The 22,337-nt window shown below is 55.5% G+C and carries 23 protein-coding genes; 5 read left to right on the top strand and 18 right to left on the bottom strand.

Annotated features, from left to right (window positions below; translation table 11 throughout):
- Window positions 1-15: 15 nt before the first annotated feature.
- The gene (locus tag ACR0D7_RS16325; RefSeq protein WP_480679968.1) at window positions 16-906 is read left to right on the top strand and encodes a LysR family transcriptional regulator; all 891 of its coding nucleotides are present in this window, start codon (window positions 16-18) and stop codon (window positions 904-906) included.
- Here the strand turns inward: ACR0D7_RS16325 and ACR0D7_RS16330 are convergent.
- From ACR0D7_RS16330 to ACR0D7_RS16340, 3 genes are read right to left on the bottom strand one after another with little or no spacing between them, the layout of a single operon-like run.
- Entirely contained in the window at window positions 879-1,958 is a 1,080-nt protein-coding gene (locus ACR0D7_RS16330; RefSeq protein WP_480679969.1) for a helix-turn-helix domain-containing protein, read from the bottom strand. The two genes, ACR0D7_RS16325 and ACR0D7_RS16330, sit on opposite strands and share 28 nt — an antisense overlap.
- Window positions 1,959-2,017: 59 nt before the next feature.
- A complete protein-coding gene (locus tag ACR0D7_RS16335; RefSeq protein WP_480679970.1) occupies window positions 2,018-2,758 on the bottom strand; it encodes a hypothetical protein in 741 nt (246 codons plus the stop codon).
- On the bottom strand, window positions 2,755-3,402 hold the full coding sequence (locus tag ACR0D7_RS16340) for an RNA polymerase sigma factor (RefSeq protein ID WP_480679971.1): 648 nt from the start codon (window positions 3,400-3,402) through the stop codon (window positions 2,755-2,757). The genes ACR0D7_RS16335 and ACR0D7_RS16340 overlap by 4 nt, the downstream gene beginning before the upstream one ends.
- Here ACR0D7_RS16340 and ACR0D7_RS16345 point away from each other — a divergent pair.
- The 3 genes from ACR0D7_RS16345 (at window position 3,377) to ACR0D7_RS16355 (ending at window position 7,674) form a co-directional block, all read left to right on the top strand.
- Window positions 3,377-4,315, top strand: a complete 939-nt coding sequence (locus tag ACR0D7_RS16345) for a c-type cytochrome (protein ID WP_480679972.1) — start codon at window positions 3,377-3,379, stop codon at window positions 4,313-4,315. The genes ACR0D7_RS16340 and ACR0D7_RS16345 overlap by 26 nt on opposite strands.
- An 85-nt stretch (window positions 4,316-4,400) precedes the next feature.
- Entirely contained in the window at window positions 4,401-5,432 is a 1,032-nt protein-coding gene (locus ACR0D7_RS16350) for an Ldh family oxidoreductase (protein ID WP_480679973.1), read from the top strand.
- A 64-nt stretch (window positions 5,433-5,496) separates the two neighbouring features.
- Entirely contained in the window at window positions 5,497-7,674 is a 2,178-nt protein-coding gene (locus tag ACR0D7_RS16355; protein WP_480679974.1) for a Tex family protein, read from the top strand.
- A gap of 404 nt (window positions 7,675-8,078) precedes the next feature.
- Here ACR0D7_RS16355 and ACR0D7_RS16360 read toward each other — a convergent pair whose 3' ends face one another.
- The 6 genes from ACR0D7_RS16360 to ACR0D7_RS16385 form a co-directional block, all read right to left on the bottom strand.
- Window positions 8,079-8,756, bottom strand: a complete 678-nt coding sequence (locus tag ACR0D7_RS16360; RefSeq protein ID WP_170384338.1) for an aspartate/glutamate racemase family protein — start codon at window positions 8,754-8,756, stop codon at window positions 8,079-8,081.
- A gap of 7 nt (window positions 8,757-8,763) precedes the next feature.
- Entirely contained in the window at window positions 8,764-9,486 is a 723-nt protein-coding gene (locus ACR0D7_RS16365; protein ID WP_480679975.1) for an ABC transporter ATP-binding protein, read from the bottom strand.
- A 3-nt stretch (window positions 9,487-9,489) separates the two neighbouring features.
- Window positions 9,490-10,272, bottom strand: a complete 783-nt coding sequence (locus ACR0D7_RS16370; RefSeq protein ID WP_480679976.1) for an ABC transporter ATP-binding protein — start codon at window positions 10,270-10,272, stop codon at window positions 9,490-9,492.
- Window positions 10,269-11,240 carry a branched-chain amino acid ABC transporter permease gene (locus tag ACR0D7_RS16375; RefSeq protein WP_480679995.1) on the bottom strand — a complete coding sequence of 324 codons (972 nt, stop codon included), beginning with the start codon at window positions 11,238-11,240 and terminating at the stop codon, window positions 10,269-10,271. The genes ACR0D7_RS16370 and ACR0D7_RS16375 overlap by 4 nt, the downstream gene beginning before the upstream one ends.
- A 19-nt stretch (window positions 11,241-11,259) precedes the next feature.
- A complete protein-coding gene (locus ACR0D7_RS16380) occupies window positions 11,260-12,129 on the bottom strand; it encodes a branched-chain amino acid ABC transporter permease (protein WP_170384332.1) in 870 nt (289 codons plus the stop codon).
- Window positions 12,130-12,224: 95 nt separating this feature from the next.
- Window positions 12,225-13,412 (bottom strand): ABC transporter substrate-binding protein, encoded by a 1,188-nt coding sequence (locus ACR0D7_RS16385; protein ID WP_480679977.1) that lies wholly within the window; start codon window positions 13,410-13,412, stop codon window positions 12,225-12,227.
- A 228-nt stretch (window positions 13,413-13,640) separates the two neighbouring features.
- Here ACR0D7_RS16385 and ACR0D7_RS16390 point away from each other — a divergent pair, with 228 nt between their 5' ends.
- The gene (locus ACR0D7_RS16390; protein WP_480679978.1) at window positions 13,641-14,354 is read left to right on the top strand and encodes a GntR family transcriptional regulator; all 714 of its coding nucleotides are present in this window, start codon (window positions 13,641-13,643) and stop codon (window positions 14,352-14,354) included.
- Window positions 14,355-14,430: 76 nt separating this feature from the next.
- Here the strand turns inward: ACR0D7_RS16390 and ACR0D7_RS16395 are convergent, their stop codons facing one another.
- From ACR0D7_RS16395 to ACR0D7_RS16435, 9 genes are all read right to left on the bottom strand, one after another.
- Window positions 14,431-15,588 carry a pyridoxal phosphate-dependent aminotransferase gene (locus ACR0D7_RS16395; protein WP_480679979.1) on the bottom strand — a complete coding sequence of 386 codons (1,158 nt, stop codon included), beginning with the start codon at window positions 15,586-15,588 and terminating at the stop codon, window positions 14,431-14,433.
- 12 nt (window positions 15,589-15,600) lie between these two features.
- The gene (locus tag ACR0D7_RS16400; protein ID WP_480679980.1) at window positions 15,601-16,374 is read right to left on the bottom strand and encodes an SDR family oxidoreductase; all 774 of its coding nucleotides are present in this window, start codon (window positions 16,372-16,374) and stop codon (window positions 15,601-15,603) included.
- A 6-nt stretch (window positions 16,375-16,380) separates the two neighbouring features.
- Window positions 16,381-17,142, bottom strand: coding sequence for a 2-keto-4-pentenoate hydratase (locus tag ACR0D7_RS16405; protein ID WP_480679981.1), 762 nt, complete (start codon window positions 17,140-17,142; stop codon window positions 16,381-16,383).
- A gap of 30 nt (window positions 17,143-17,172) precedes the next feature.
- The gene (locus ACR0D7_RS16410; protein ID WP_480679982.1) at window positions 17,173-17,919 is read right to left on the bottom strand and encodes an amino acid ABC transporter ATP-binding protein; all 747 of its coding nucleotides are present in this window, start codon (window positions 17,917-17,919) and stop codon (window positions 17,173-17,175) included.
- 17 nt (window positions 17,920-17,936) lie between these two features.
- A complete protein-coding gene (locus tag ACR0D7_RS16415; protein ID WP_170574528.1) occupies window positions 17,937-18,623 on the bottom strand; it encodes an ABC transporter permease in 687 nt (228 codons plus the stop codon).
- Complete coding sequence (locus tag ACR0D7_RS16420) at window positions 18,620-19,315, bottom strand: ABC transporter permease (RefSeq protein ID WP_480679983.1); 696 nt, start codon at window positions 19,313-19,315, stop codon at window positions 18,620-18,622. Before ACR0D7_RS16420 ends, ACR0D7_RS16415 begins: the two co-directional genes overlap by 4 nt.
- A 114-nt stretch (window positions 19,316-19,429) precedes the next feature.
- Window positions 19,430-20,230, bottom strand: coding sequence for a transporter substrate-binding domain-containing protein (locus ACR0D7_RS16425; RefSeq protein ID WP_480679984.1), 801 nt, complete (start codon window positions 20,228-20,230; stop codon window positions 19,430-19,432).
- 59 nt (window positions 20,231-20,289) lie between these two features.
- Complete coding sequence (locus tag ACR0D7_RS16430; RefSeq protein ID WP_480679985.1) at window positions 20,290-21,093, bottom strand: inositol monophosphatase family protein; 804 nt, start codon at window positions 21,091-21,093, stop codon at window positions 20,290-20,292.
- 113 nt (window positions 21,094-21,206) lie between these two features.
- On the bottom strand, window positions 21,207-22,145 hold the full coding sequence (locus ACR0D7_RS16435; protein WP_480679986.1) for a LysR family transcriptional regulator: 939 nt from the start codon (window positions 22,143-22,145) through the stop codon (window positions 21,207-21,209).
- Between the last annotated feature and the right edge of the window lie 192 nt (window positions 22,146-22,337).

Genomic DNA, 22,337 nt, shown 5'->3' on the forward strand with positions numbered 1-22,337 from the left:
GCTTAGCCTGTCTTCATGTCATCCCGCATCCCGTCACTCAATTGGCTGCGCGTTTTCGAATCGGTCGCCCGGACCGAAAGTTTCGCGCGCGCAGCCGTGCAACTGAACATGTCGGCAGCAGCCGTTAGTCAACAGGTAAAGGCGTTGGAAGCCCGGCTGGGAACCCCATTGTTTCACCGCCATGCCCATGCGGTGACATTGACTGAGGCCGGCCGCGCCTATCTGCCGTCGGTCCAGCAATCCCTACTGATGTTGGAGACCGCAACAACCGGCCTGTTCGGCGAAACTCGTGAACAACGCCTATTTGTGCAATCTGTTCTGCTTTACGCTCATGGGGTTCTGGCCAGCGGGTTGCCAGGTTTTCAGGTAGCAAACCCTCAGATCAACCTTTCCCTGACGACCGGTAATCTTGTTTCGGACTTTGCCAATCAGTTCACCGATCTGCAGATCGTGTTCGGCAACCCCGCCCTCTTCAATGCCAAGGGCGATCTATTGATGCGCGAACGCCTTTATCCCGTAGCCCCACCAGTACTTGCTGAGCAAATCAGCCACCCTCAGGATCTGTTTCAATTTCCATTGATCGAGGTCTCAACCCATCGCGCGAGCTGGCCGCTTCTGTTTGAAACCATGCGCCTACCCACCGGCCAAGCGCGGTATTTCTTTGCCGACAACTCTTTGATGGCGGCCGAGTTATCGGCTAGCGGAGGGGGCATCGCGCTAGCCCGTGCGCCTGCGTCAAACCGGATTATGGAACTTTCGTGTCTTGTCCCATGCCTGCCGGGTTTTCAGATTGACGATCAAGAAGCCTATCATCTTGCCTACCCTTCCCGAAAAGCCTTGCGCCCACCGGCGCGTGCCTTTCGCGACTGGTTGTTGGATCACAATGCGGCCGTCCAGACCCGATAACGCCCCTGCCCTGTTACTTCGCGAATTAGACCGCGCCGGGTAAACCGATCAAAATTGCGCTGCACGGCTGCGCGTGAGGCCTTCGTCAGGTCTTCGGCCAACGGTGCCGAGACCATCGGCCAAGCGGTCAGGACATCGATCAACAAAGGTGGCGTTCGTCCGCTTAGCCCGCTAGTTGCCTCACGCGCGCGCTGTTCCCAGGCACTGACCCGATCCAGATGCATCAGCGCCGCCAAGGCCACCTGCCCTGCCCCGCGAACCCATGCGGATAGCTTGTCTTGCACCTCTCCGGCGCCCCGCAATGCCCCTGGTCCGGACAGAGCGAGAGGCATGAACATCGCGCCGCCCCGCCCCATCGTAGCCGCATGGCGAGATGCGATGATCGCAGCCTCGGTATCCTGTCCGATCCCCGGAGAGAACGCACGCCAGGCATGAAATCCAATTGCGGCCTGCGTCACCGGGTGCAGACCTTCAGAGTTTCTCATGACTTCTGCCAGATCGGCCACCGCCTCAGGAATCTCTTCAATCCCTTGCGCCATGCGATCCAAGAATGCAGTCAGGCCGGCCTCCCAGCCGCCGTCGGACGGACCCGGCCCCGAAGTCAGCCGTCGTACCGCCCAACCCGCCCGGAATAGGGCTTGCACGTCATCTCCCGTCGCCCCAATTCGCAGACCAGTCCACAGGGCGAGCCTGTCAACACTGATCCGATCCCCGGTCCACCACCCCAGATCCGACACATCCATCAGGGCCAGACGATGACTCCATCCATCCGGTCCCGCCCGCAAACGTTCGTCCAAAGCGCCAAAGATAGCTGCCAGATCTGCCAATTCATAAGAAAGTTCGGCCTGAGCCGCGCGCCAATCCCGTGGATCGAACAGTAACCGCTGATCAGTTTTCGGGCCGGGGATCAGGAAATCATCGACCGGCTCTTCATCTTCCGGGGGCAAAAACCACAGATCGTCATCTTCGGGCGGGTCCACGTCATAGATACTTTGAGGGCCTACCGCGTCGGCGTCCTCGTCCGGATCAGGAATGACGGGCTTTGGTGTCATGCCCCGTATATTTCTGGGAATTATGTCAGTTCACAAGGCGTTTTTTGCGCATTACGTGCTTAACTTGCGAAACTCGCAGTTAGAAATTCAAGTTGCCTGCTCAGATCAATCTGGTCGCTGCTGCCAATCAGCATGTATCCGAAACCGTCCTGTGACCATGTGGCCGTAGCCAACCCGCTCAGAATCTCCTGCTCGACACCCATGTTTGGCGCATCATCCCCTTGGCGGATAATGCAGAAGGCAAAGGGTCGGCCCTGAGCATCGGCAAACACAACCTGTATGAGTGGCTTACCTTCGAACGCCAAAACCTGCGCGCGTTTCAATTCCATCCCGGGCAGCGCCGCAAGCGCATCGCGGTTGAGCCCGCGGCCCAATTGTTCCTCGGCCAACGAGAATTGCGCATCTAATAGTTCGGGTGAATTGTCCAACGACGCAATTGTCTTGGGGACGTAAAGCGACTGGTAAATCGCCGCCTGTTCTGCCCAACCCAGTGGCTCTGGACGTGTGGTCCAAAACGTTGCGGAAACGGCGATTATCGCAACCGAGGCCGCCACGGCCAGCAACCGCAACCCGCCAAAGACAGGCTGTGCCTGGGACACCGGCTCAGGCAAATCAATCTGTGGCGTTTCTGCAGACAAACGATCAAATACCGCCTGAACCGCTGGTGCATACGGGTCCAGCGCCATCAGGCGCAATTCTAAATCAGGGTCCGTTTCAACCGCACTTTCAATTGCGTTGGCCCCGGATTCATCCAGCTTGCCTTCCAGATATTCCAGTAGCGTCTCATCGGAGAACTTCATTTGCCACTCCGTTGAACAGCATCTGCCGACTCATGCTGCATCACTGTTTTCAGTTTCCGCCGAGCGTTGGACAATCGACTCATGATAGTTCCAATCGGAACCTCCAGCAACGCAGCAGCCTCGCGGTAACTGTAGCCTTCGACAAATACGAGCATAACTGTTTCCCGCTGTGCTTCTGGCAGTTGCATCACCTGTATAAACACTTCAGCGGCGAAAATATTCGTTTCAGAATCCGGTTGGTGCGAAATTAGTTCTGCCTCGGGAGTAGAGGTCAGGGCTTGCGCCTTGCGAACCGAGCGCGCGCGCACCTCATTCAGCCAGATTGAACGGCAGATCGTCATCAGCCAGCTGTCCAACCGGTCGTGCGAGGTGACATGGTGGTGCCGTTCCAGCGCGCGCAAACACGTGGATTGCAACAGATCGTCAGCTACATCGGATGCTCCGGACAACGCCAACCCGAACCGCCAAACGCGTTTCGAATGCGCCTGGATCGCGCCCCGCACAGCCTGTTCTGAACTAATTTCACCACCCATCGAATAAATCGCGACCTGTTTGTGTTTGCCTTCTACGGGCCAGGCCCGCGAGGTCAGGACTGACACAATACCGTGGAGGAATGAAATGAAACTTCTGTTGAAGGCAGTCACGATTGCGTCGGCAATTGTTGCAACCCCGGCGCTGGCCGAGACGTGGACTCTGGCACCCGAAGGTTCTCATCTTGCCTATGGCACCATCAAGAAAGACACTGTGGGTGAGGTTAATTTTTTCACCGGTCTCAGCGGTCATGTAACCCCCGATGGTCAGGCCGAGATCCAAATAGACCTGTCCTCGATCGAGACCAATGTCGACATACGCAATGAACGGATGATCGAACATGTGTTCCGCAAAGCGGGCACGGCTTCACTTAAGGCAAAGTTTGATATGGCCGAGGTCTCAAGCCTAAGCGTTGGCGAAACAGCCCTTGTCGATGTCGATGCCTTGTTATCTTTGGTCGGAACAGATGTGGCGTTTGACGCCGAAATGTTTGTGGCACGCCTTTCAGATACTTCGGTGATGGTGTCGACCAATGACATGGTGTTCATCAGCACCGAGGATGCTGGCGTGAACGCCGGGGTGGACAAGCTGATGGAGCTTGCCGGTCTGCCCAGCATAACACGGACTGTACCTGTTACCGCGCGGCTGATTTTCAATTTAGACGGCGAACAGGCCGCAGTGACCAGTGCAGTCCCGATTGCCGTCGCCGCAGTCACGGGTGATGCCAAAGCGGGCAAGAAAGTCTTCCGCAAATGCAGCGCCTGCCACAAACTGGATGAAAACCGTCATTCGGTCGGTCCATCGCTGCACGACATTTTCGGCGCCACGGCTGGACAGGCCGCCGGGTTCCGCTATTCTGCACCTTTGAAAGAGTCGGGTATCGTTTGGACTGCCGAGACCCTGACCACATTCCTGTCCGATCCCCGCAGTACCATCCCGGGCAACAAAATGCAGTTCCCAGGCCTGACGAAAGAAAAGGACATCTCCAACCTGATCGCATATCTGCAAGCAGAAATACCGGGTTAAGACCGAGCCCGGCGGAAACCGGGTTCCCTTTGCCAGTCTTGTCCCGCTATTCCTTGTCTCATCGCAGAAGAGGGAGACGCGTGGCATGAGCGAAACAGTCAGACTGACATTGGATGAAATCCGAAATTTAAGCCTGTCCATTCTAACCGCATCCGGCTTCGGGGCGGATCATGCCGCAGCAATCACCAACATGTTGGCCACCTGTCAGATCGACGACTGCCAGTCGCACGGGCTATTCCGCCTGTTCATGTGCACCGATACGATCAAGGCCGGAAAAATCGACGGGCATGCAGAACCCGCTCTTGCGCCATCGGACAACGCAATCGTTCGAGTCGATGCACAGGGTGGAATGTCTCTACTGGCCTTCGAAAAAGCGCTGCCTGTGTTGATCGAAAAGACCCGCACCCATGGTATGGCCGCGATGGCGATCAACCGATGTTTCCACTTCTCGGCTCTCTGGCCCGAAGTGGAACGGCTGTCCGCCGAAGGTCTGGCCGCAATAGCAATGGTACCCAGCCATTCCTGGGTGGCCCCGGCAGGCGGCACACGCGGCAGCCTCGGCACCAATCCACTGGCCTTCAGCTGGCCAAGGCACGGCAAAGATCCGTACACCTTCGATTTTGCCACCAGTGCCTTTGCCCGCGGTGAGATCGAGCTGTATCGCCGTGCGGGCAAATCTCTGCCCGAAGGGGTCGCCATTGACAAAGACGGCAACCCAACCACCGATCCGCAGGCCGCAATGGACGGCGCGATGTTGACCTTCGGCAGTTACAAGGGCTCGGCCCTTTCCATTATGATCGAGCTTCTGGCTGGTCCGTTGATCGACGATCTGACCAGCCTAGAAAGCATGGAGTTTGCCGAAGGTGCAGGTGGCGCGCCCTATCACGGCGAGATCATACTGGCCTTCGATCCTGCCCAATTCAGCGGCGGCCGGACGGCGGAAAACAACGCACGCGCCGAGCGCTTGTTTGCCGATATCCTCGATCAGGGCGCACGCCTACCCTCACAACGGCGCTTTGCCGCCCGGGCGCGCAACACCGAGCGCGGATATGTCGAAATCGCCAAAACACTACATGAAGATCTTCTTTCTCTGGACGGAAAGGTGCACGCATCGTAAAGCCCCTTTCCCTTAGGGATGTGGCTGGCTAAGAAGTCCCTCCAGACTTTTTCAGGAGGCCTCCTTGGACCGCATCGCCCGCACCATTGCCACCGAGATTAACGCCCGCCCCGAACAGGTAGGCGCCGCAGTGAAACTGCTGGACGAAGGGGCCACCGTCCCCTTCGTCGCGCGTTACCGTAAGGAAGTAACCGGTGGGTTGGATGATGGCCAACTGCGCACATTGTCAGACCGCCTGACCTATCTGCGTGAGTTGGAGGCGCGGCGCGAAACCATTCTTGGGTCGATCAAGGAACAAGGCAAGCTGACTGACGAGCTGGCCAAATCCATCGCACAAGCAGACACCAAGGCGCAGTTGGAAGATATCTACCTGCCCTACAAACCCAAGCGTCGCACAAAGGCGATGATCGCGCGGGAAAACGGGTTGGAACCGCTGGCCAACGCCATTTTGATAGACCGTTCTGCCGATCCCGAGGCTCTGGCTCAGGATTACATCACTGAAGCGGTGCCAACTCTCAAGGACGCGCTGAACGGTGCACGGGACATCATCACGGAACGGTTAACTGAAAACGCCGCTCTGTTGGGCGAATTACGCAATTTTATGCAGCGCGAGGCCGTGCTGACCTCAAAGGTGATTGACGGCAAGGAACAAGAAGGCGCGAAGTTCAGCGATTATTTCAACCACTCCGAGCTGTGGGCCAAGACCCCATCGCATCGTGCATTGGCGATGCTACGCGCCTCGAAGGAAGGGATTGTAACGCTGGACATTGCGCCCGAGCCTGAAACAGGTGCCGCGCGGGCCGAAGCGATTGTCGCTGCCCATTTGCGAACACGTGGCGATGGTCCTGCCGATAAATGGCTACGCAAGGTGGCCGGGTGGACATGGCGGGTGAAGCTGTCCCTGTCAATGATGGTCGAGCTGATGGCCGACCTGCGTGGACGTGCGCAAGAAGAGGCCATTCAGGTCTTTTCCCGAAACCTCAAAGACTTGCTGTTCGCCGCCCCCGCTGGTGCACGAGCAACGCTTGGTCTTGACCCGGGCATCCGCACCGGCGTCAAAGCAGCCGTAGTTGATGCCACGGGCAAGGTGGTTGCAACGGATACACTCTATCCATTTCAACCAAAAAACGATCTGCGCGGCGCTCAGACAACCCTTTTGAATCTGATCGCCTCTCACAAAATCGAACTGATCGCCATCGGCAACGGCACGGCCAGCCGTGAAACCGAAAAATTAGTGGGGGACGCACTGAAACTGCTGCCCAAATCCGCAGCTGCACCTACCAAGGTTATTGTGTCCGAGGCTGGTGCCTCAGTTTACTCCGCTTCGGAACTGGCCGCGCGCGAGTTCCCCGATCTTGACGTTTCTCTACGTGGAGCAGTGTCGATCGCACGCCGGTTGCAAGATCCGCTGGCAGAGCTGGTGAAAATCGAGCCGAAATCAATTGGTGTCGGTCAATATCAACATGACGTGGACCAGCACCGCCTATCGCAATCCTTGGCTTCGGTTATCGAGGATGTCGTGAACGCAGTGGGTGTCGACCTTAACACGGCGTCAGCTCCCCTGCTCTCTCATGTGTCAGGTTTGGGGCCTGTCCTTGCCGAAGCAATTGTGATGCACCGCGATCTGAATGGCGCATTTCAATCGCGCAAAGAGCTTCTTAAGGTCGCCCGCCTTGGCCCACGCGCATATGAACAATGCGCTGGCTTTCTGCGCATACGCGACGGCGCAGAACCGCTGGATGCGTCTTCGGTCCACCCTGAAGCCTATGACGTTGCCCGTCGGGTTGTTTCGGCATGTGGCCGGGATATTCGACAGATCATGGGCCATGACGGTGCGCTGAAAGGGTTAAGGGCCGAGCAATTCGTAGACGATACTTTTGGTCTGCCAACAGTTCAGGATATTTTCGCCGAACTGGAAAAACCGGGTCGTGATCCGCGTCCCAGTTTTGTCACCGCCTCATTTACGGATGGTGTCGAAAACATCACCGACCTGAAACCAGGAATGGTTCTTGAAGGCACGGTTACCAATGTTGCTGCCTTCGGTGCCTTTGTGGATATCGGCGTGCATCAGGATGGGCTGGTCCATATCAGTCAACTGGCTGATCGGTTCGTCAAGGATCCGCATGAGGTGGTCAAAACCGGACAGGTCGTGAAGGTCGCAGTCGTTGAGGTGGATGTGCCGCGAAAACGCATTGGCCTGACAATGCGCAAGAACGGTGCGGGCAGATCTGTCGCAAAATAACTATCGGCCAAAGAGGTCGTGCACAGGCTTTTGCCTTCACAAAAACAAGCTGGCCACAAGGGTGGCAAATTGACATCGCGGAATACGAAACCGTTTACGCGCGGCCTTGATGAGCAGCCTCATCTGACTGGTCCAAATTGATTGTTAGTGCATCATCGGCCTGTAATCCATCGGAATATTGGTTTCAGGAGCTTGCGGGTGATAGCCCAGTGCACTGTGGGGTCGTTTTGCGCCGAAACCGGCGACGATAGAAAAGGCTTTTTACTATCGAAGGCGGAAATCCGAGGCCGATGAAGGAAGGTGATATACCGAAATCGCATATATTACGGCCGCCACTGCGACTGCGACTGCGACTGCGATCGGTGTCATGGTGTCATCAGCCATTGACCATCTAAATAGTTTGATCATGCATAGGAACAAAGCTTGGACGTCGTTAACCTGGCTTTGACCAGAGCTTCTGCAAAAGTTACCGCACAGGCGACGCCATCAACGACTGGCAAACCGAATTCTTCCGACAGATGCGACATCAGGTCTGTCATCCCTGCACACCCCAGAACAATGGCCTCAGCCCTGTCTTCATCTATCGCCGCCCGAATTTCCGACCGGATTTTATCGACGGTCTTGGGATCGTTTTCCTCAAGCTTCAGAACCGGTACATCGGATGCCCGCACCCGAACACAACGGCGATCCAGACCATAGCGCAACAGGTTCGCCTCCAACCCGGCAAGGGAGCGCGACAATGTCGTGATGACGCTGAACTTTGGACTGATCATGGAAGCCGCATGGTATGCCGCCTCTCCTACACCAATGACCGGCGCCGTCGTGATGCAACGTACAGCATCGACGCCCGTGTCATCGAAACAGGCCACCACAATGGCATCCACGTCCGGAAATTGCGAAACAACGTCCAGCAAGCCTGGCACGCAGGTTGAAACGTCCAGATATCCTTGAATACTCGCAGGGCCGTCTTGTGAATTGACCGCAACAATCTCGGTATCTGGATGTGCAACCGCACGGGCCGCCGCCGCGATCTTTCGCGTCATGGAACTGGTGGTATTGGGGTTGACGACAAGCAATTTCACAACGTCCTCACACTTCCCCGCCCAGATAGGCGGCTTTGATACGGGGGTCGGTCAAAAGCTCTTTTGAATTGCCCGAGATCACCACATTTCCCGTGGTCAGCGCATAGGCACGATGCGAGATCGACAGCGCCATGCGCGAGTTCTGTTCGACCAACAGTACCGAAACACCCTCGTCGCGATTGATCGCCACAATCGAGCGGGCTATGTCCTGAACCAACTTGGGCGCAATGCCCAGCGAAGGCTCATCCAACAACAGCAAACGTGGCTTGGCCATCAGGGCTCGACCGATCACCATCATCTGTTGTTCACCGCCGGACAGCGTGCCAGCGGATTGCGAATAGCGCTCTTTCAAACGTGGGAACCGTTCCAGAACCGAATCCAGCGTGCGCTGTACATCCGCTTTGTCTGAACGGGTAAAGGCCCCCATCAGCAAGTTGTCTTTGACCGACATATAAGGGAACACGCGCCTTCCCTCGGGCACCATGGCGATACCTTTCGAGACAATCTCGGCCGGATTTGCCCGGGCGATTTGTTCTCCTTCAAACGCGACAGAGCCGGATTTGATTTTGGCCAGCCCGGTGATGGCCCGCAGGATCGAGCTTTTGCCCGCACCATTGGCACCGATCAGAGCGACAGTTTCGCCCTGCTCAAGATCAATCGAGACACCCTTCAGGGCGTAGACGTGATCGTAGTAAAGCTCGACATCTTTGAAATCCAACATCTTTGTCATGGCTCAGATCCCGATCTCGTCGTCAGCACTGCCCAGATAGGCTTCGATGACCTTTTCGTTGTTCTGGATTTCCTCGGGCGAGCCCTCGGCAATCATCTCGCCAAAGTTCAGCACGACAATCCGATCCGAGATGTTCATAACCGCCGGCATGTCATGTTCCACCAGCAACACGGTGACACCCCGATCATCGCGAACCTTGCGCACCAGATTGACCATTTTCATGGTTTCGTCGTGGTTCATGCCTGCAAAAGGTTCATCCAACAGCAGGACTTTGGGATCGGTGGCCAGACCTATCGCGATCCCAAGCGCCCTAAGATTGCCTTGCGGCAGGTTCGAGGCCTGTTCGTTGGCGATCTCGGTCATACCAAGGAAATCAATCAAGTCGTCGGCATATTGCCCAAAGCTGTCGACGTCCTCATGCGCAGTTTTCGTACCCCAGAAATACCCCGCCAACGAGGCGCGCGCGCGCAGGTGCTGAGCGACAATAATGCTTTCGCGCACGGTCATGGATTTGAAGATCGTCGTTTCCTGAAACGTGCGGACAACACCCTTGCGGGCCACCACATGCGGTTTCAGGTTCGAAATCCTTTCACCCTTGAACAGTACCTCGCCCGCCGTGGTCGGCAGGAAAGATGAGATCATCTTGAACAGCGTGCTCTTGCCAGCCCCGTTTGGCCCGATCACCGACAGGATTTCGTTCTCATTCACATTGAACGAGATATCGCTGTTCGCGGTCAGGCCACCAAATTTCTTGGTAACATGGCGAACCTCCAGAAGATGGCTCATTTGTCACCTCCCTTCTTACCTGGCACTCGCAAGCTAAGCAGCCCATTGGGCAGGAACAGCATCAGGATGATGAGCAGGCTGGAATAGGCGAGCAGTTGGAAGCGACCAAGTTCGAACAGCAGGTCCCATCCGAAATACAGTACCAGCGTGCCCAGCATCGGGCCAAACACGTAGCCCAGACCACCCAGGAAGCAGTTCAGCATGAAGTTCACACTGTCGGCGACCTGAAAACTTGACGGGTAGACCGATTGCGCAATCGACCCGAACATCGCACCACCGATGCCGCCCAGAAAGGACGAGATGGCAAAGATGATGACGCGGATATACGAGATATTTACACCGATTGAGCTGGCCAGTTCTTCATTCTGCTGCATCGACCGGCACAGGTGTCCAAGGCGAGAATTCACCAGCCGGTACATAGCGGCAAAAGTCAGCACCATCAGTACGCAGGCGGCATAGTAGAAAGCCAGTCTTGGGTTCTCCAGCGTTGCAAAATCCGGGATCAGCGGAATGCCCAGGATCGACACCCCTCCCGGTAGCGGGATTGAGGTGATCCCCTTGGCACCGTTGGTGATAGGCAGGGCCAGTGCCGTTAGTGTGACGACCTGTGTCAGCACCAGCGAAATCATCGCAAAATACACACCCCGCAGCCGCAGGATCGGCAGGCCGATCAAAACGGCAACCCCTGCTGCAAAGAGTCCCGCCAACGGCAGGGACAGCCAGAACGAGATGCCCGCTTTGGTCACCAAAATGGCCGAAACATAAGCTCCGATCAGGGCAAAGGCACCCTGACCGATATTGATGCGGCCGATATAGAACGTCAGCCAGACCCCAGCACTGGCAATGGACAGCAGTGCCACTGACGTTAGCGTATAATAAAGGTCAGACCGCCCGGTGGCAGCGATAAAACCAGGAACCGCGATAAAGGTGGCAAGCAGAAAGACCGCTACACCCGACCATTGGATCATAGAAAGTTTCGGCACTGCATTATCCCCACGGTTTGCCCATCAGACCCTGCGGGCGGATGGCCAGGAAAATCATCAGTGAAACGAAGATCAGCAGATAGGTGATATCGCCGTATTGCGACAGGACAGCCAGACCGATGGCTTCCATAAAGCCCAGAATGATGCCGCCAGCAATCGCACCGGAGATTACCCCGGCACCGCCAATCATCACCATCATGAAGGCTTTGATCGAGGTCGGCCCGCCCATGCCAAGGTTGACGCCAGTGATGGTCACCAGCAATCCGCCGACCAGTCCGGCAAGCATTGCGCCCAGGGCAAATCCGATCATGGAATACCGGGCAACATTCACGCCCATCAACTGCGCTGCCGTCCTGTCCTGAGCCAAGGCTCGCAAGGCACGTCCCGTTTTGGAATACTGCATGAACAGGATGAAGGTGACGATGGACAGAATGGCCAGCACACAGATCAGGATCCGGTCATAGGGCATGATCAGCCTGAAGTCCCAATTGAAGACGCCATCGACAATCTTGGGAACACCGCGTTGTTTTTCGCCGAAAACCAACAGGATGACCGCATCGAACAGAAACGCCAACCCAGCGGCCAAAAGCATTGTGCTTTCCTCGCGGGATGATCGTCGAATAACCGGTGCAAATAAAAACCGTTCGATTAACGCACCTAGCACGGCCAGCGTGATGCAGGACGCCAACAGCGCAATTACGAAAGGCCAGCCAAGTTGTCCGTAGAAGGTATAGGTGACAAAGCCGCCAAGAACATACATCTGCCCATGAGCAAAATTCAGTACGTTCATCAGGGCAAAGATCAGCGTCAATCCCAGGGCGATCATCGCATATTGCGCCCCCAGATAGATGCCATTTGCTAATATCTGTTCCATGAGAGTCCCGCGTAAGGTTCGGGTGTCCCGGGCTGATCATCAGCCCGGGTGGGTTTGAGGCCTGTCAGGCTTTCGCCTAGTTGGGGAGGTTGGCCTCAGTCAACTTCAGCGACAAAGAGCGTTTCAAACGCTCCGTCTTGGTATACGTTCACCACAAGCGGAACCGCAATCTGGCGCTTTTGCCCGAACGACGTTGTTCCAACATACCTCATTTTGGCGTCGCCTTTCATGAAGGGGTTGGGTGCTTCGAACGTATCCATTGTGGCCTGGAATTCCTTCACATCGTCGATGCCTGCCGGATTGGCGTTCAAGGTCGCAAGGATATACTCCAGCGCGTACACCTTGGTATTGGACTCGTCGTTATATTCACCAAACATATCAGTGTAGCGTTTGACGAATTCTTTCATGTCATCCGAGGCTATCTCGGGCGTCGAAGCACCGCCGACGGAGATAAACCCGTTGGCCAAATCGCCCGCACCTTCGCGCAGAACCGTCGCATCCTGCGCGGTTTCGGTTGAGATGATACCCTGGAAGCCAAGCTCACGCGCGGACCGGATCAACTGAGGAGCATTGGCCGGTGAGACACCCGACAGAACCAGCAGATCAGGTTGCGTGCGCATAACTGGTGTCAGGACCGGCGTGAAATCGGTGGTGTCCACCTGATAGGTTACGTTGTCCGACACAACGTCTAGCCCCAGAGATTTGGCAGCTTGAACACCACCGTCCCGTTGACTCAGTGGGTCGGATTCGTTTGCAGCAACAAATGCTACGGTCTTAACGCCCTTTTCATCCCGCAGATGTTTATAAATGGCAGGCCCGGACTGATAATTCGCGACCATGCCCAGAACGGCATTGGAAGCCGGAGCGGTATAAAGCTCCTTTGGGAAAGCATAAGGGAAATACATGATACCCTGCGCTTCAGCGACAGGACGAACCGCTGCGGCGCCATCATCCACGTTGGGTCCCACCACATAGTGAATGCCTTCCTGCGCCATCTTTTCCATACCGGCGATTGCGCGCTTGGGGTCTTTCTGATCGTCGAATGACACGATTTCGATGTCATAGGTCGTATCACCAATTTTGTAGCCGCCGGCCTCGTTGATCCAATCGGCCCGCGCTTCCATCGAGCGTTGGTTGGAGATCCCCCAGGCCGCTGCCGGACCAGAGGTCACACCGACAAAGCCAATCTTAAGCACCGGGTTTTCCGCCCAGGCGGTCGATCCCAACACGGACACGGCCAAAGCCAAAGCAGCCGATGATTTCATCAGATTTCTGCGTTTCATTATTTCCTCCCTATTGAGGTTTCGACGCCTCTTCCGGGCGTTTGAACAACTAAAAAGTCACAGGTCGAATCCCGGTGATGCCGTAAAGTTCTGCATTGTTAACAATCTTTGTCAACATTTTTTGACCTATCTGTTATTGATATTGTTAACATTCAGCCGATATATTGTCAGAGTACGACCTTGCGGCTATTAAAAATCTTCAAGGCATTTCCACCGATGCGGAACGAGATGACGAACGCGACTGACCAGACACTCGATACACTGCGCACTGATCCTGACGAACAGATGATCGTGGATCGGATTTACTCCGCCGTCATGGAACAGAAGCTCGCGCCCAGAACCAAGCTGAGCGAACAAACCTTATGTGAGACATTTGGTGTTGGCCGGATGCGCGTCCGCCGAGCTTTGTTGTTGTTAAGCAGTCAAGGTATCGTTGAACTGCGCTCCAATCGCGGCGCCTTTATCGCCTGCCCCAGCCCTGACGAAGCCCGCGAGGTATTTGAAGCCCGTCTAATGATCGAAACCGGCATCGTGCGTGAACTGACTCACGAGATCAGCAGCACGGGCGTCAATGCGCTGCGAACTCACATCAAAAAAGAAGATGAAGCACGGGCAAGGAATGACCGAACTGAAATCATCAGGCTTTCTGGTGAATTTCATGTCGAATTGGCCAAATGCCATGGCAATTCGGTACTTACTCGCGTCGTTCGGGAACTGGTTATCCGATCATCTTTGATCGTAGCGCTATTCGGGACCAACAAGGATTCCTCCTGCCCCGATGACGAACACGCGTCGATCATTGATGCAATCGTGAGTGGTGATCCGCAAGCTGCCGAAGACAACATCCAACACCACCTTCTTCACATTAAAAACAGCCTCGATCTTGAGCAATCCCAAAAGGTTGAACCCGATCTGGCCAAGATCCTCACTGGGCGAAAATAATTGGATGTTCTCGGGTTTATTTCAACCCAGACCACCCAATAAAGACATGCCAATCTGGTTACTGGAATAAGAAAGCTTACAACGCCGACGCCAATCTCTGGATCGCAACATCCAGTGTATCAAGGTCACGTGCATAGCATAGCCTGACCAACCCTTCCCCACCCGCACCAAAGGCTGCACCCGGCGCGCAACCGACGCCGGTATTTCGAGCGGCATTCTTACAGAATGAAACGCTGTCCGTGGTTTTGCGGCTTTTGAACATGGTGTAGAACCCGCCCATGCTGGGAATGACAGACACCCCAGGAAGTTCGGCAAGGCGCTTTTCGACATGGGTTTTCGCCTCTATGCAGTGGCGGCGCAATTTTCCCACCAGATCGTCGCCCTGATCCAGAGCTTGCACCCCTCCCATCTGAACAAATCCGGGCGAGCCGGATATGCTGAATTGGGAGAGTTTCTCGAATGAATCGTGAAAGACCTGCGGATAGACCATCCACCCCAATCTCCAGCCCGTCATCGACCAGGCCTTGGAAAACGAGTTGACGACAAACAGCGCGTCATCAGGCTCGGCACAGGACAGCATGGTCGGTCCCATCTCATTGTCGAAACTGAGCCGTTGATAAACCTCATCGGACAGAATGGAGATTCCGGTTCTGCGCGACAGTTCAAGAAGCTGCCTCGATTGTGGCTCGTCAATGGTCCAGCCCGTCGGGTTCGACGGCGACGACAGATAGATGAGCTTGGTTCGACCGTCGATCTGCGCTTCGACCTTGGACATATCCAGTTCAAAACGATCCTCGCGCAGATCCAAGGGAACCTCTCGAATTTCTCCCCCGAGCAACCGGATCGCCCGATCGACATTCGGCCAGCAAGGGGTAATCAGGATCGCATTGTCACCAGCCTCAAGCACGGCGCGCGAGATCATTGTGACTGCATGCATTCCTGAATTGGCAACGCTGATCCGGTTATCCGACAGAGATACGTCATATATGCGCTGGTAATAGCGCGCGATGCTTTCGCGCAGCTCTGGGATGCCGCGGTTGGGTGTATAGAATGTCCTGCCATTCCTCAGGGCTGTGACAGCGGCCTCAGTGATTAACGTGTCGGTTGGAAAACAGCTCTCACCAAGCCAAAGGGGAATGATACCCTCAACTTCCTGACCAATCCGCAAAACGTCGATGATCGGAGAATCCTCCAGCGTGTCGACAATGGACGACGGAAGGCAACGCTGCAGCATAATCGGCTCCTTTCAGAAAACACCGGGATACGCGCCGCCATCCAGCAGCACATTTTGCCCGTTGATGTGGTTTGACGCGCAAAGAAACGCGCAGGTCCGGCCAAATTCCTCAGGCTGGCCAAAGGCACGTGTCGGGATCGCGTCCAGCCATTCCTGACGTACCTCCTCAAGCGCGCGGCCTTGCATCTGCGCCTGCGCTTTCAGGACCGAGGTCAGACGATCCGTTTCGAACGGGCCGGGCAGCAGGTTATTGATGGTGACGTTGTGTTTGGCCACATCACGAGCGAGCCCTGCAACAAAGCCGGTAAGACCGGCACGGGCGCCGTTGCTCAGACCCAGTACGGGGATCGGTGCCTTGACCGCCGACGAGGTGATGTTGACGATACGGCCGAACTCCTGATCAATCATCCCGGGCAACGCCCGCTTGATCAGTGAAATCGGGCTGATCATGTTGGCGTGCAGGGCTTTTTGCCAGTCCGCCTCGTCCCAGTCGGTGTACTGGCCCGGAGGCGGGCCGTCGCAGTTGGTGACAAGAATATCCGGTACGGGCATCGTGGCAAAAATTTCAGCCTGACCCGCCTCAGAAGTAACATCTGCCGAGAGCCACCGGGTTTCGACGCCGCTATTTCCTGATAAATCCTCGGCAACGATGCGCAAACGATCCGGGTTGCGCGCAACGATCAGAACCTGCACCCCTTCGCCAGCCAACGCTTGCGCGCAGGCAAGCCCCAAACCGCGGCTACCGCCACAGACAATTGCTTGTTTTCCTGTCAGTCCCAGATCCATTGTGTTCTACCCGAATTCAATTTCCACGCGCCCAAACTGCGAAAACTCGGCGCACACCCGATTACCCTTGGCGACGGGATATTGCTTGGTGAATGATCCAGACATGATCAGGTCGCCGGGTTTCAGATTACGGCCATATCTGGCCAGCATCTCCGCCAGCCAGACGACCGAGTTCACCGGCGAGCCCAGAACCTCAGCCCCCATGGCACGCTCCTGCGACACGCCATTTACCGATACCTCAACCTCAATCTCAGCCAGATCTGTCCCGATGTTCATCGGGTGAAAGTCACCTGTCACAAAGGCGCGTTGTTGGGAATTTCCGGCAAAGGCCAGCGGCAAATCCGCAGCAAACACGCCACGTTTTTCGATAACTTCAATAGCCGGTGCCACGGCTTCGATAGCATTCAGGGCTTGGTTATAGCTGACTTCCCCAACAAGCGGTTGCCCCAGGCGCAGACACAGCTCATTCTCGAATCCCGGTGCCATCAGCGTGTCGAATTCAAGCCTGCATGGGCTAGTAAGATGCCCTTCGACCATCAAATGGCCCATGCATGGTTCCGGAACACCTTGCTGTTTCTGCATCGCCTTTGAAGTCAGCCCCACTTTCCATCCGGCATGGGTTTCGGCAGCTGCCTCGCGCTGTTTCAGCAGTTCAAATTGAACATCATAGGCCTGTTCCAAGGTAAACTGCCGCGACAGGCTGTCTGGGAACGTGGTGTTTTGCATCAGAGCGTTGTGAACCAAGCGGGCTGCCTGTTCGGTTTGCATGATGTTCACCCTCCGTTTAGGTCAACCGTTTCAGTGCGAGATGATTTGATCGAGAAATGCCCGTGTCCGCGCATGCGCTGGATTGGCAAAGAAGGTCTCGGGCTCGCCGGTTTCGACAATTTCGCCCTGATCCATGAAGACGATGCGGTCAGCGACCGAGCGCGCAAATCCCATTTCATGGGTAACGCAGATCATCGTCATGCCGTCCCGGGCAAGCTCGGTCATCACGTCAAGCACTTCGCTGATCATTTCTGGATCCAGCGCCGATGTCGGCTCGTCAAACAGCATAACCTTAGGGTTCATGCACAGCGCACGCGCGATCGCGACACGCTGTTGCTGCCCACCCGACAATTGGCCGGGAAACTTGTCAGCCTGTGCCGCGATGCCAACCCGTTCAAGCAGCTTCATCCCGGTGTCCCGCGCCTCGGCCTTCGTTTTCTTGCGCACCATACGTTGCGCCATCGTCAGATTGTCGAGCACTTTCATATGCGGAAACAGATTGAAGGACTGGAAAACCATGCCGACCTCCTGACGGATCAGGTTGCCGATCTTTTCATCCGAGCTCATCGTATGCCCGTTGACCATAATGGTCCCTTCATCGTGCTGCTCAAGCCCGTTGACGCAGCGGATCATGGTCGATTTTCCAGATCCTGATGGGCCGCAGACGACAATTTTCTGACCTTCTTCTACATCGAGATTGATGTTTCTCAGCGCGTGATAGTCGCCAAAATACTTGTGAACATTCTTGAGCGAGATGATGGGTGGATTGTTTTGCATGGCTACACTTTCAATGTTCAGTTGGCATAGCGGCTGATCCGCCGCTCAAGCAGGCGCACGCCGTTCTGGATAATCCAGGCCAGGATCAGATAGATGATGGCCGCTGACAGGAAGATTTCGTAAGGCGCAAAAGTTTCCGCCACGATCTTGCGAGCTACTCCGGTCACATCGAAAATCGTGACCGTACTGGCCAGGGCTGTGGCCTTCAGAACGCTGATCATCTCATTGCTATACGCAGGAAGACAAAGTTTGAATGCAATAGGTGCCGTCACTTTGCGGAACGTTTGCGTATAGGTCATGCCCAAAGCCTTGGACGCCTCTAATAGGCCTTTGTTCACACCCAGAATGCCGCCCCGGAAAATCTCGGTTGTATAGGCGCCAATATTCAGGGTCAGTGCGAACCAGGCGCAAAAGAAGGGTTCGCGGAAGAAAGGCCACAACGGTCCGGTGCGGATGAATTCCAACTGCGGGAGCCCGTAATAAATGACAAAGAGCTGCACCAGAATTGGCGTGCCGCGAAACACGTAAATATAGGCCATCACCGGCCATGACAGGTACTTGCGCGACGAGATTCGTAGCAAAACCATTCCGACGGCCAAAACGGTGCCGCATGTCAGCGCCAAAACAAACAGTCGCAGCGTCACCCACAACCCATCCATAAGGCGCGGCAGGCTTTCGAGGATTAGAGAGCTTTCGAAGGTCATCGTGCGGCCTCCAAATGGCGATAGGCGTATTTTTCAACGCATTTCATCGTCACGACGATGACCGTCGACAGCGCCAGAAAGATGAACGCGACCGTCAGATACATGGTGAACGGCTTGTGATTGACCGACGAGGCCTGCTGCGCGGTAAAGAGTATCCCTTCGACCCCGATCACCGACACCAGCGCGGTGTCCTTCAGAAGCGACAGCAGATGGTTACCAAACCCGGGCAGCGCCAGACGCCACATCATCGGAACACGCAGCTTCCAGAACACCTGAAACCGGGTCATGCCCAGGGCCTTGGCCCCTTCGATATACCCTTTGTCGATGCCCAGAAACGCGCCGCGAAAGGTTTCGGTGGCATAGGCGCCGATCACCAGACTAATGGCAAAGGCCCCTGCCCAGAATGGCGGAATATCGAGAAAGCGGATTTCGGGGTTTATGGCGCGCGCGATGGACGTGAGCGTCACGGCCGATCCGAAATAGACGATCAAGAGCAGCAAAAATTCGGGGGTTCCCCGGCACAGTACCGTGAACCCGTTTGCGATACCCCGCGCAATACGGCTGTTCGACAGTTTCGCCGTTGCGCCCAACAGGCCCCACGTAATCACCATCACCAAAGAGACGAAAAAGAGTTTGATGATCACAAACGTGCCGGCAAGAAACTCATCCGACCAGTTCATTACTTCTTGCATGACAATCGTATCCCAATTGCGGAAGGGCAGCGCGGCAGGGCTCGTTTATTGAACCCTGCTTATGTGATGGCTCGGCGCAGCAACCCTGCGCCGCACCAGAGCGTCGCATTACCCTCAGGATTCGGGGTAGATCGCAAAGGGGAAGTAACGCAGGCTGAACTCGTCCAGCGTACCGTCTTCGCGCATTTCGGTCAGAGCTGCATCCAGACGTGCCTGCAGATCTTCATTGCCCTTGCGCAATGCGATGCCTGCACCTGTTCCGAAATATTCCGGGTCGTTAATGGCGGGGCTTACAAACTCAAACCCTTCGATACCATCGGCAGACAAGAAGCTCAGATGCGCTTTCATCGGGTTGGTAAAGATCAGATCAACGCGGCCATTTTGCAGATCAAGATACATTGAATCCGGGCTGTCATAGCCCAAAATCTCGGCCTCGGGCAGGAATGCATCGGTCCAGCGGTCATAGACCGAAGACCGCGGCAGGCCCAGACGCAGCCCGTCAAAAGCTTCGACAATCGGAGTGCCGTCTTCGTTGAACAGCTTGTGCTCAGCATCGACACGACCGATCAGACGCCCTTCTGAAATCCGGTAGGGGACGCTGAAATCGAGTTTCTTCATTCGATCGGGCGTAATCGACATCGAAGCAACAATCAGATCGAACTTCTCTGACAGGATGGCCGGGATCAACCCATCCCACGCCTGACAAACAAACTCGACTTCCGCGCCGATGCGCTTGACCACTTCCTTCGCCACATCAACATCATAGCCCGACAGATTACCGTCAGAATCCTTGAAGTTGAAAGGAAAGTAGGTGCAGGTTGTGCCAACGCGGATGGTTTCTGCCTGCGCTGCCGGTACAGCAAGTGCAGCCAGGCTCATGCCCGCCGCCAGTGCCATTCCAAAAATCCTGTTCATGGGTTTCTCCTCGTTGGACGTTAAGTTTCAGTAGGGTGCCCGGGCTATCCAGCGAACCGTCAGGCGTTTAGTATGCTTAGTACTTCGTCGTGCAGTCTGGCGTCCCCCGTGGCGACGACGCCTTCGGCACGGTGGTTCATGTCGGCGACGAGCGAAAAGGGCTGCCCGCGCCAATCGGTGATCCGTCCTCCGGCACCTTCAACGATCGGTGCAAGCGCACAGAAATCGAAAGTGGCCAGATTTGCGCCTTCCAGACAAATGTCGATCAGACCACGTGACAGCGATCCAAACGCGGAACATCCCGCGCCATACACAGTCCAGTCGCATTGCAGCCGCAGCGCTTCGAACCCAGAGCGCGGCGCAGGCCCGCGAAAAAACTCACCGCCGCTGGCTGAAAGAACACAATCCGCCAGTGTCAGATCCTTACGGGTGGTTACAGGGGTATCGTTGAAGGTTGTCGGTTCACCTTCGACTCCGAAATAACGCCAGCCGGAAACCGGCAGTTCGATTACGCCCACAACGGGCTTTTGTTGATAGCAAAGTGCGATCAGGCTTCCGAAGGTCGATGTCCCGGTGGCAAAGGATTTGGTGCCGTCAATTGGGTCCACGACCCAGACAAAATCGCGGTCGAGATTGCTGCTGCCGCTTTCTTCTCCCAAAATGCCATGATCGGGATATTGTTCGCGGATAGCACGCAGTAATTCGGCCTCAACAGCCTTATCCGCAGCGGTAACCGGCGATCCGTCCTGCTTGTTTTGAAACGCGGGTATATTCTGAAATTCCCGCTGCGCCACAGATCGGCTGAGGTCGGCCAGGTGCCCCGCGAATGTCGCGTATTCCTTCAGATCGGGTGTCTTGGTCATGTGACCGACTCCAGTTTCGCCGCCATTGACGAAATTGTGAGGAAATGGGCGTCTCCCGGCAAATTATTAAGCTATCAAAATTTTGATTAATCCAGTTTAGGAGTAATTAGTTCCTAATCATAACATATTTTCAGCGCCTTAGCTTGTTCATGAATTTTTTGTAACTCGTCCATTAGCCACGCTCTGAAGCGTAGAAACTTGGGCCAATCGTGGAGTGACTTGCGGCTGACCAGATAATATCCCCACTTCAGCCGGGACGTCACACCAAATGGGGCAACCAGGGCGCGACTTTCGATTTCATCCAGGCACAGAAAGGTTCGACCGATGGCCAAACCCTGTCCAGAGACAGCCGCCTGAAGTGCAAGATCAGAGCGATCAAACACCAATCGCTGACCTCCGGAGGCCTCTGTTGGAACAGCTACACTGGGAAATTGTTCCTGCCAGTTGCATCCGCTACCATCTTCCAGCGCCATACGATCATCCAGTAGAGGAACGCGCTTGGCAGCTTCGGACAGTGACATCCCCTGAAACTCACGCGCAAGTTCTGGAGAGCACACAGGAAACACTGCTTCATAGGTCAGAAACTCTGAATGAATTCCGGGCGGTGCAGAGCTGGCAATTCGCAGGGATAAATCTGAATCTGCGCTCAGCGGTTCAGTCTGATCATCCTGAACTTTCACATTAATGGTTACGTCCGAGTTTTGGCTGTGGAAGCCACCCAAGCGCGGTATCAACCATTTCGACGCAAGGGAGCTGAGCACCTCCACGACCAGCACTCCTTCTTTTTGCAGGTTCTGGACGTCAGCCAACGCGTTCTCGAGTTCACCGATGGCACTTCTGGACGCCTCAACCAGCATTTTGCCTTCTTGCGACAGGACAACTGAACGGGTCGTACGCTCGACAAGACGGACTTTCAGATCGCGTTCCAACCTTACGATCTTCATACTGACCGAGGATTGAGACACGCCCAACTCTTGCGCTGCGGCAGTGAAACTGCCGTTCCGGTCAATGGCTTCCAGGGCCAAAAGTGTCGCGATGTGTCTTTCTATCATGCCGCCACCGATTAGGCATTTCCGTTAAGTCCAAAGCCTAGCAGAATTTCCTGTGCGATACGCAAGCGCAAAACCAAGAAGGCGTTGAATTATCCAAGTAAACAGCCATAGCTTGGATACGTCGCACAGGTAAGTTTTAACGACGAACGTCTGATTGCATCGAGGTTTGAAAATCAGAGTGTCTAGCCGCCA

This window comes from Ruegeria sp. BB7, from assembly GCF_056539365.1.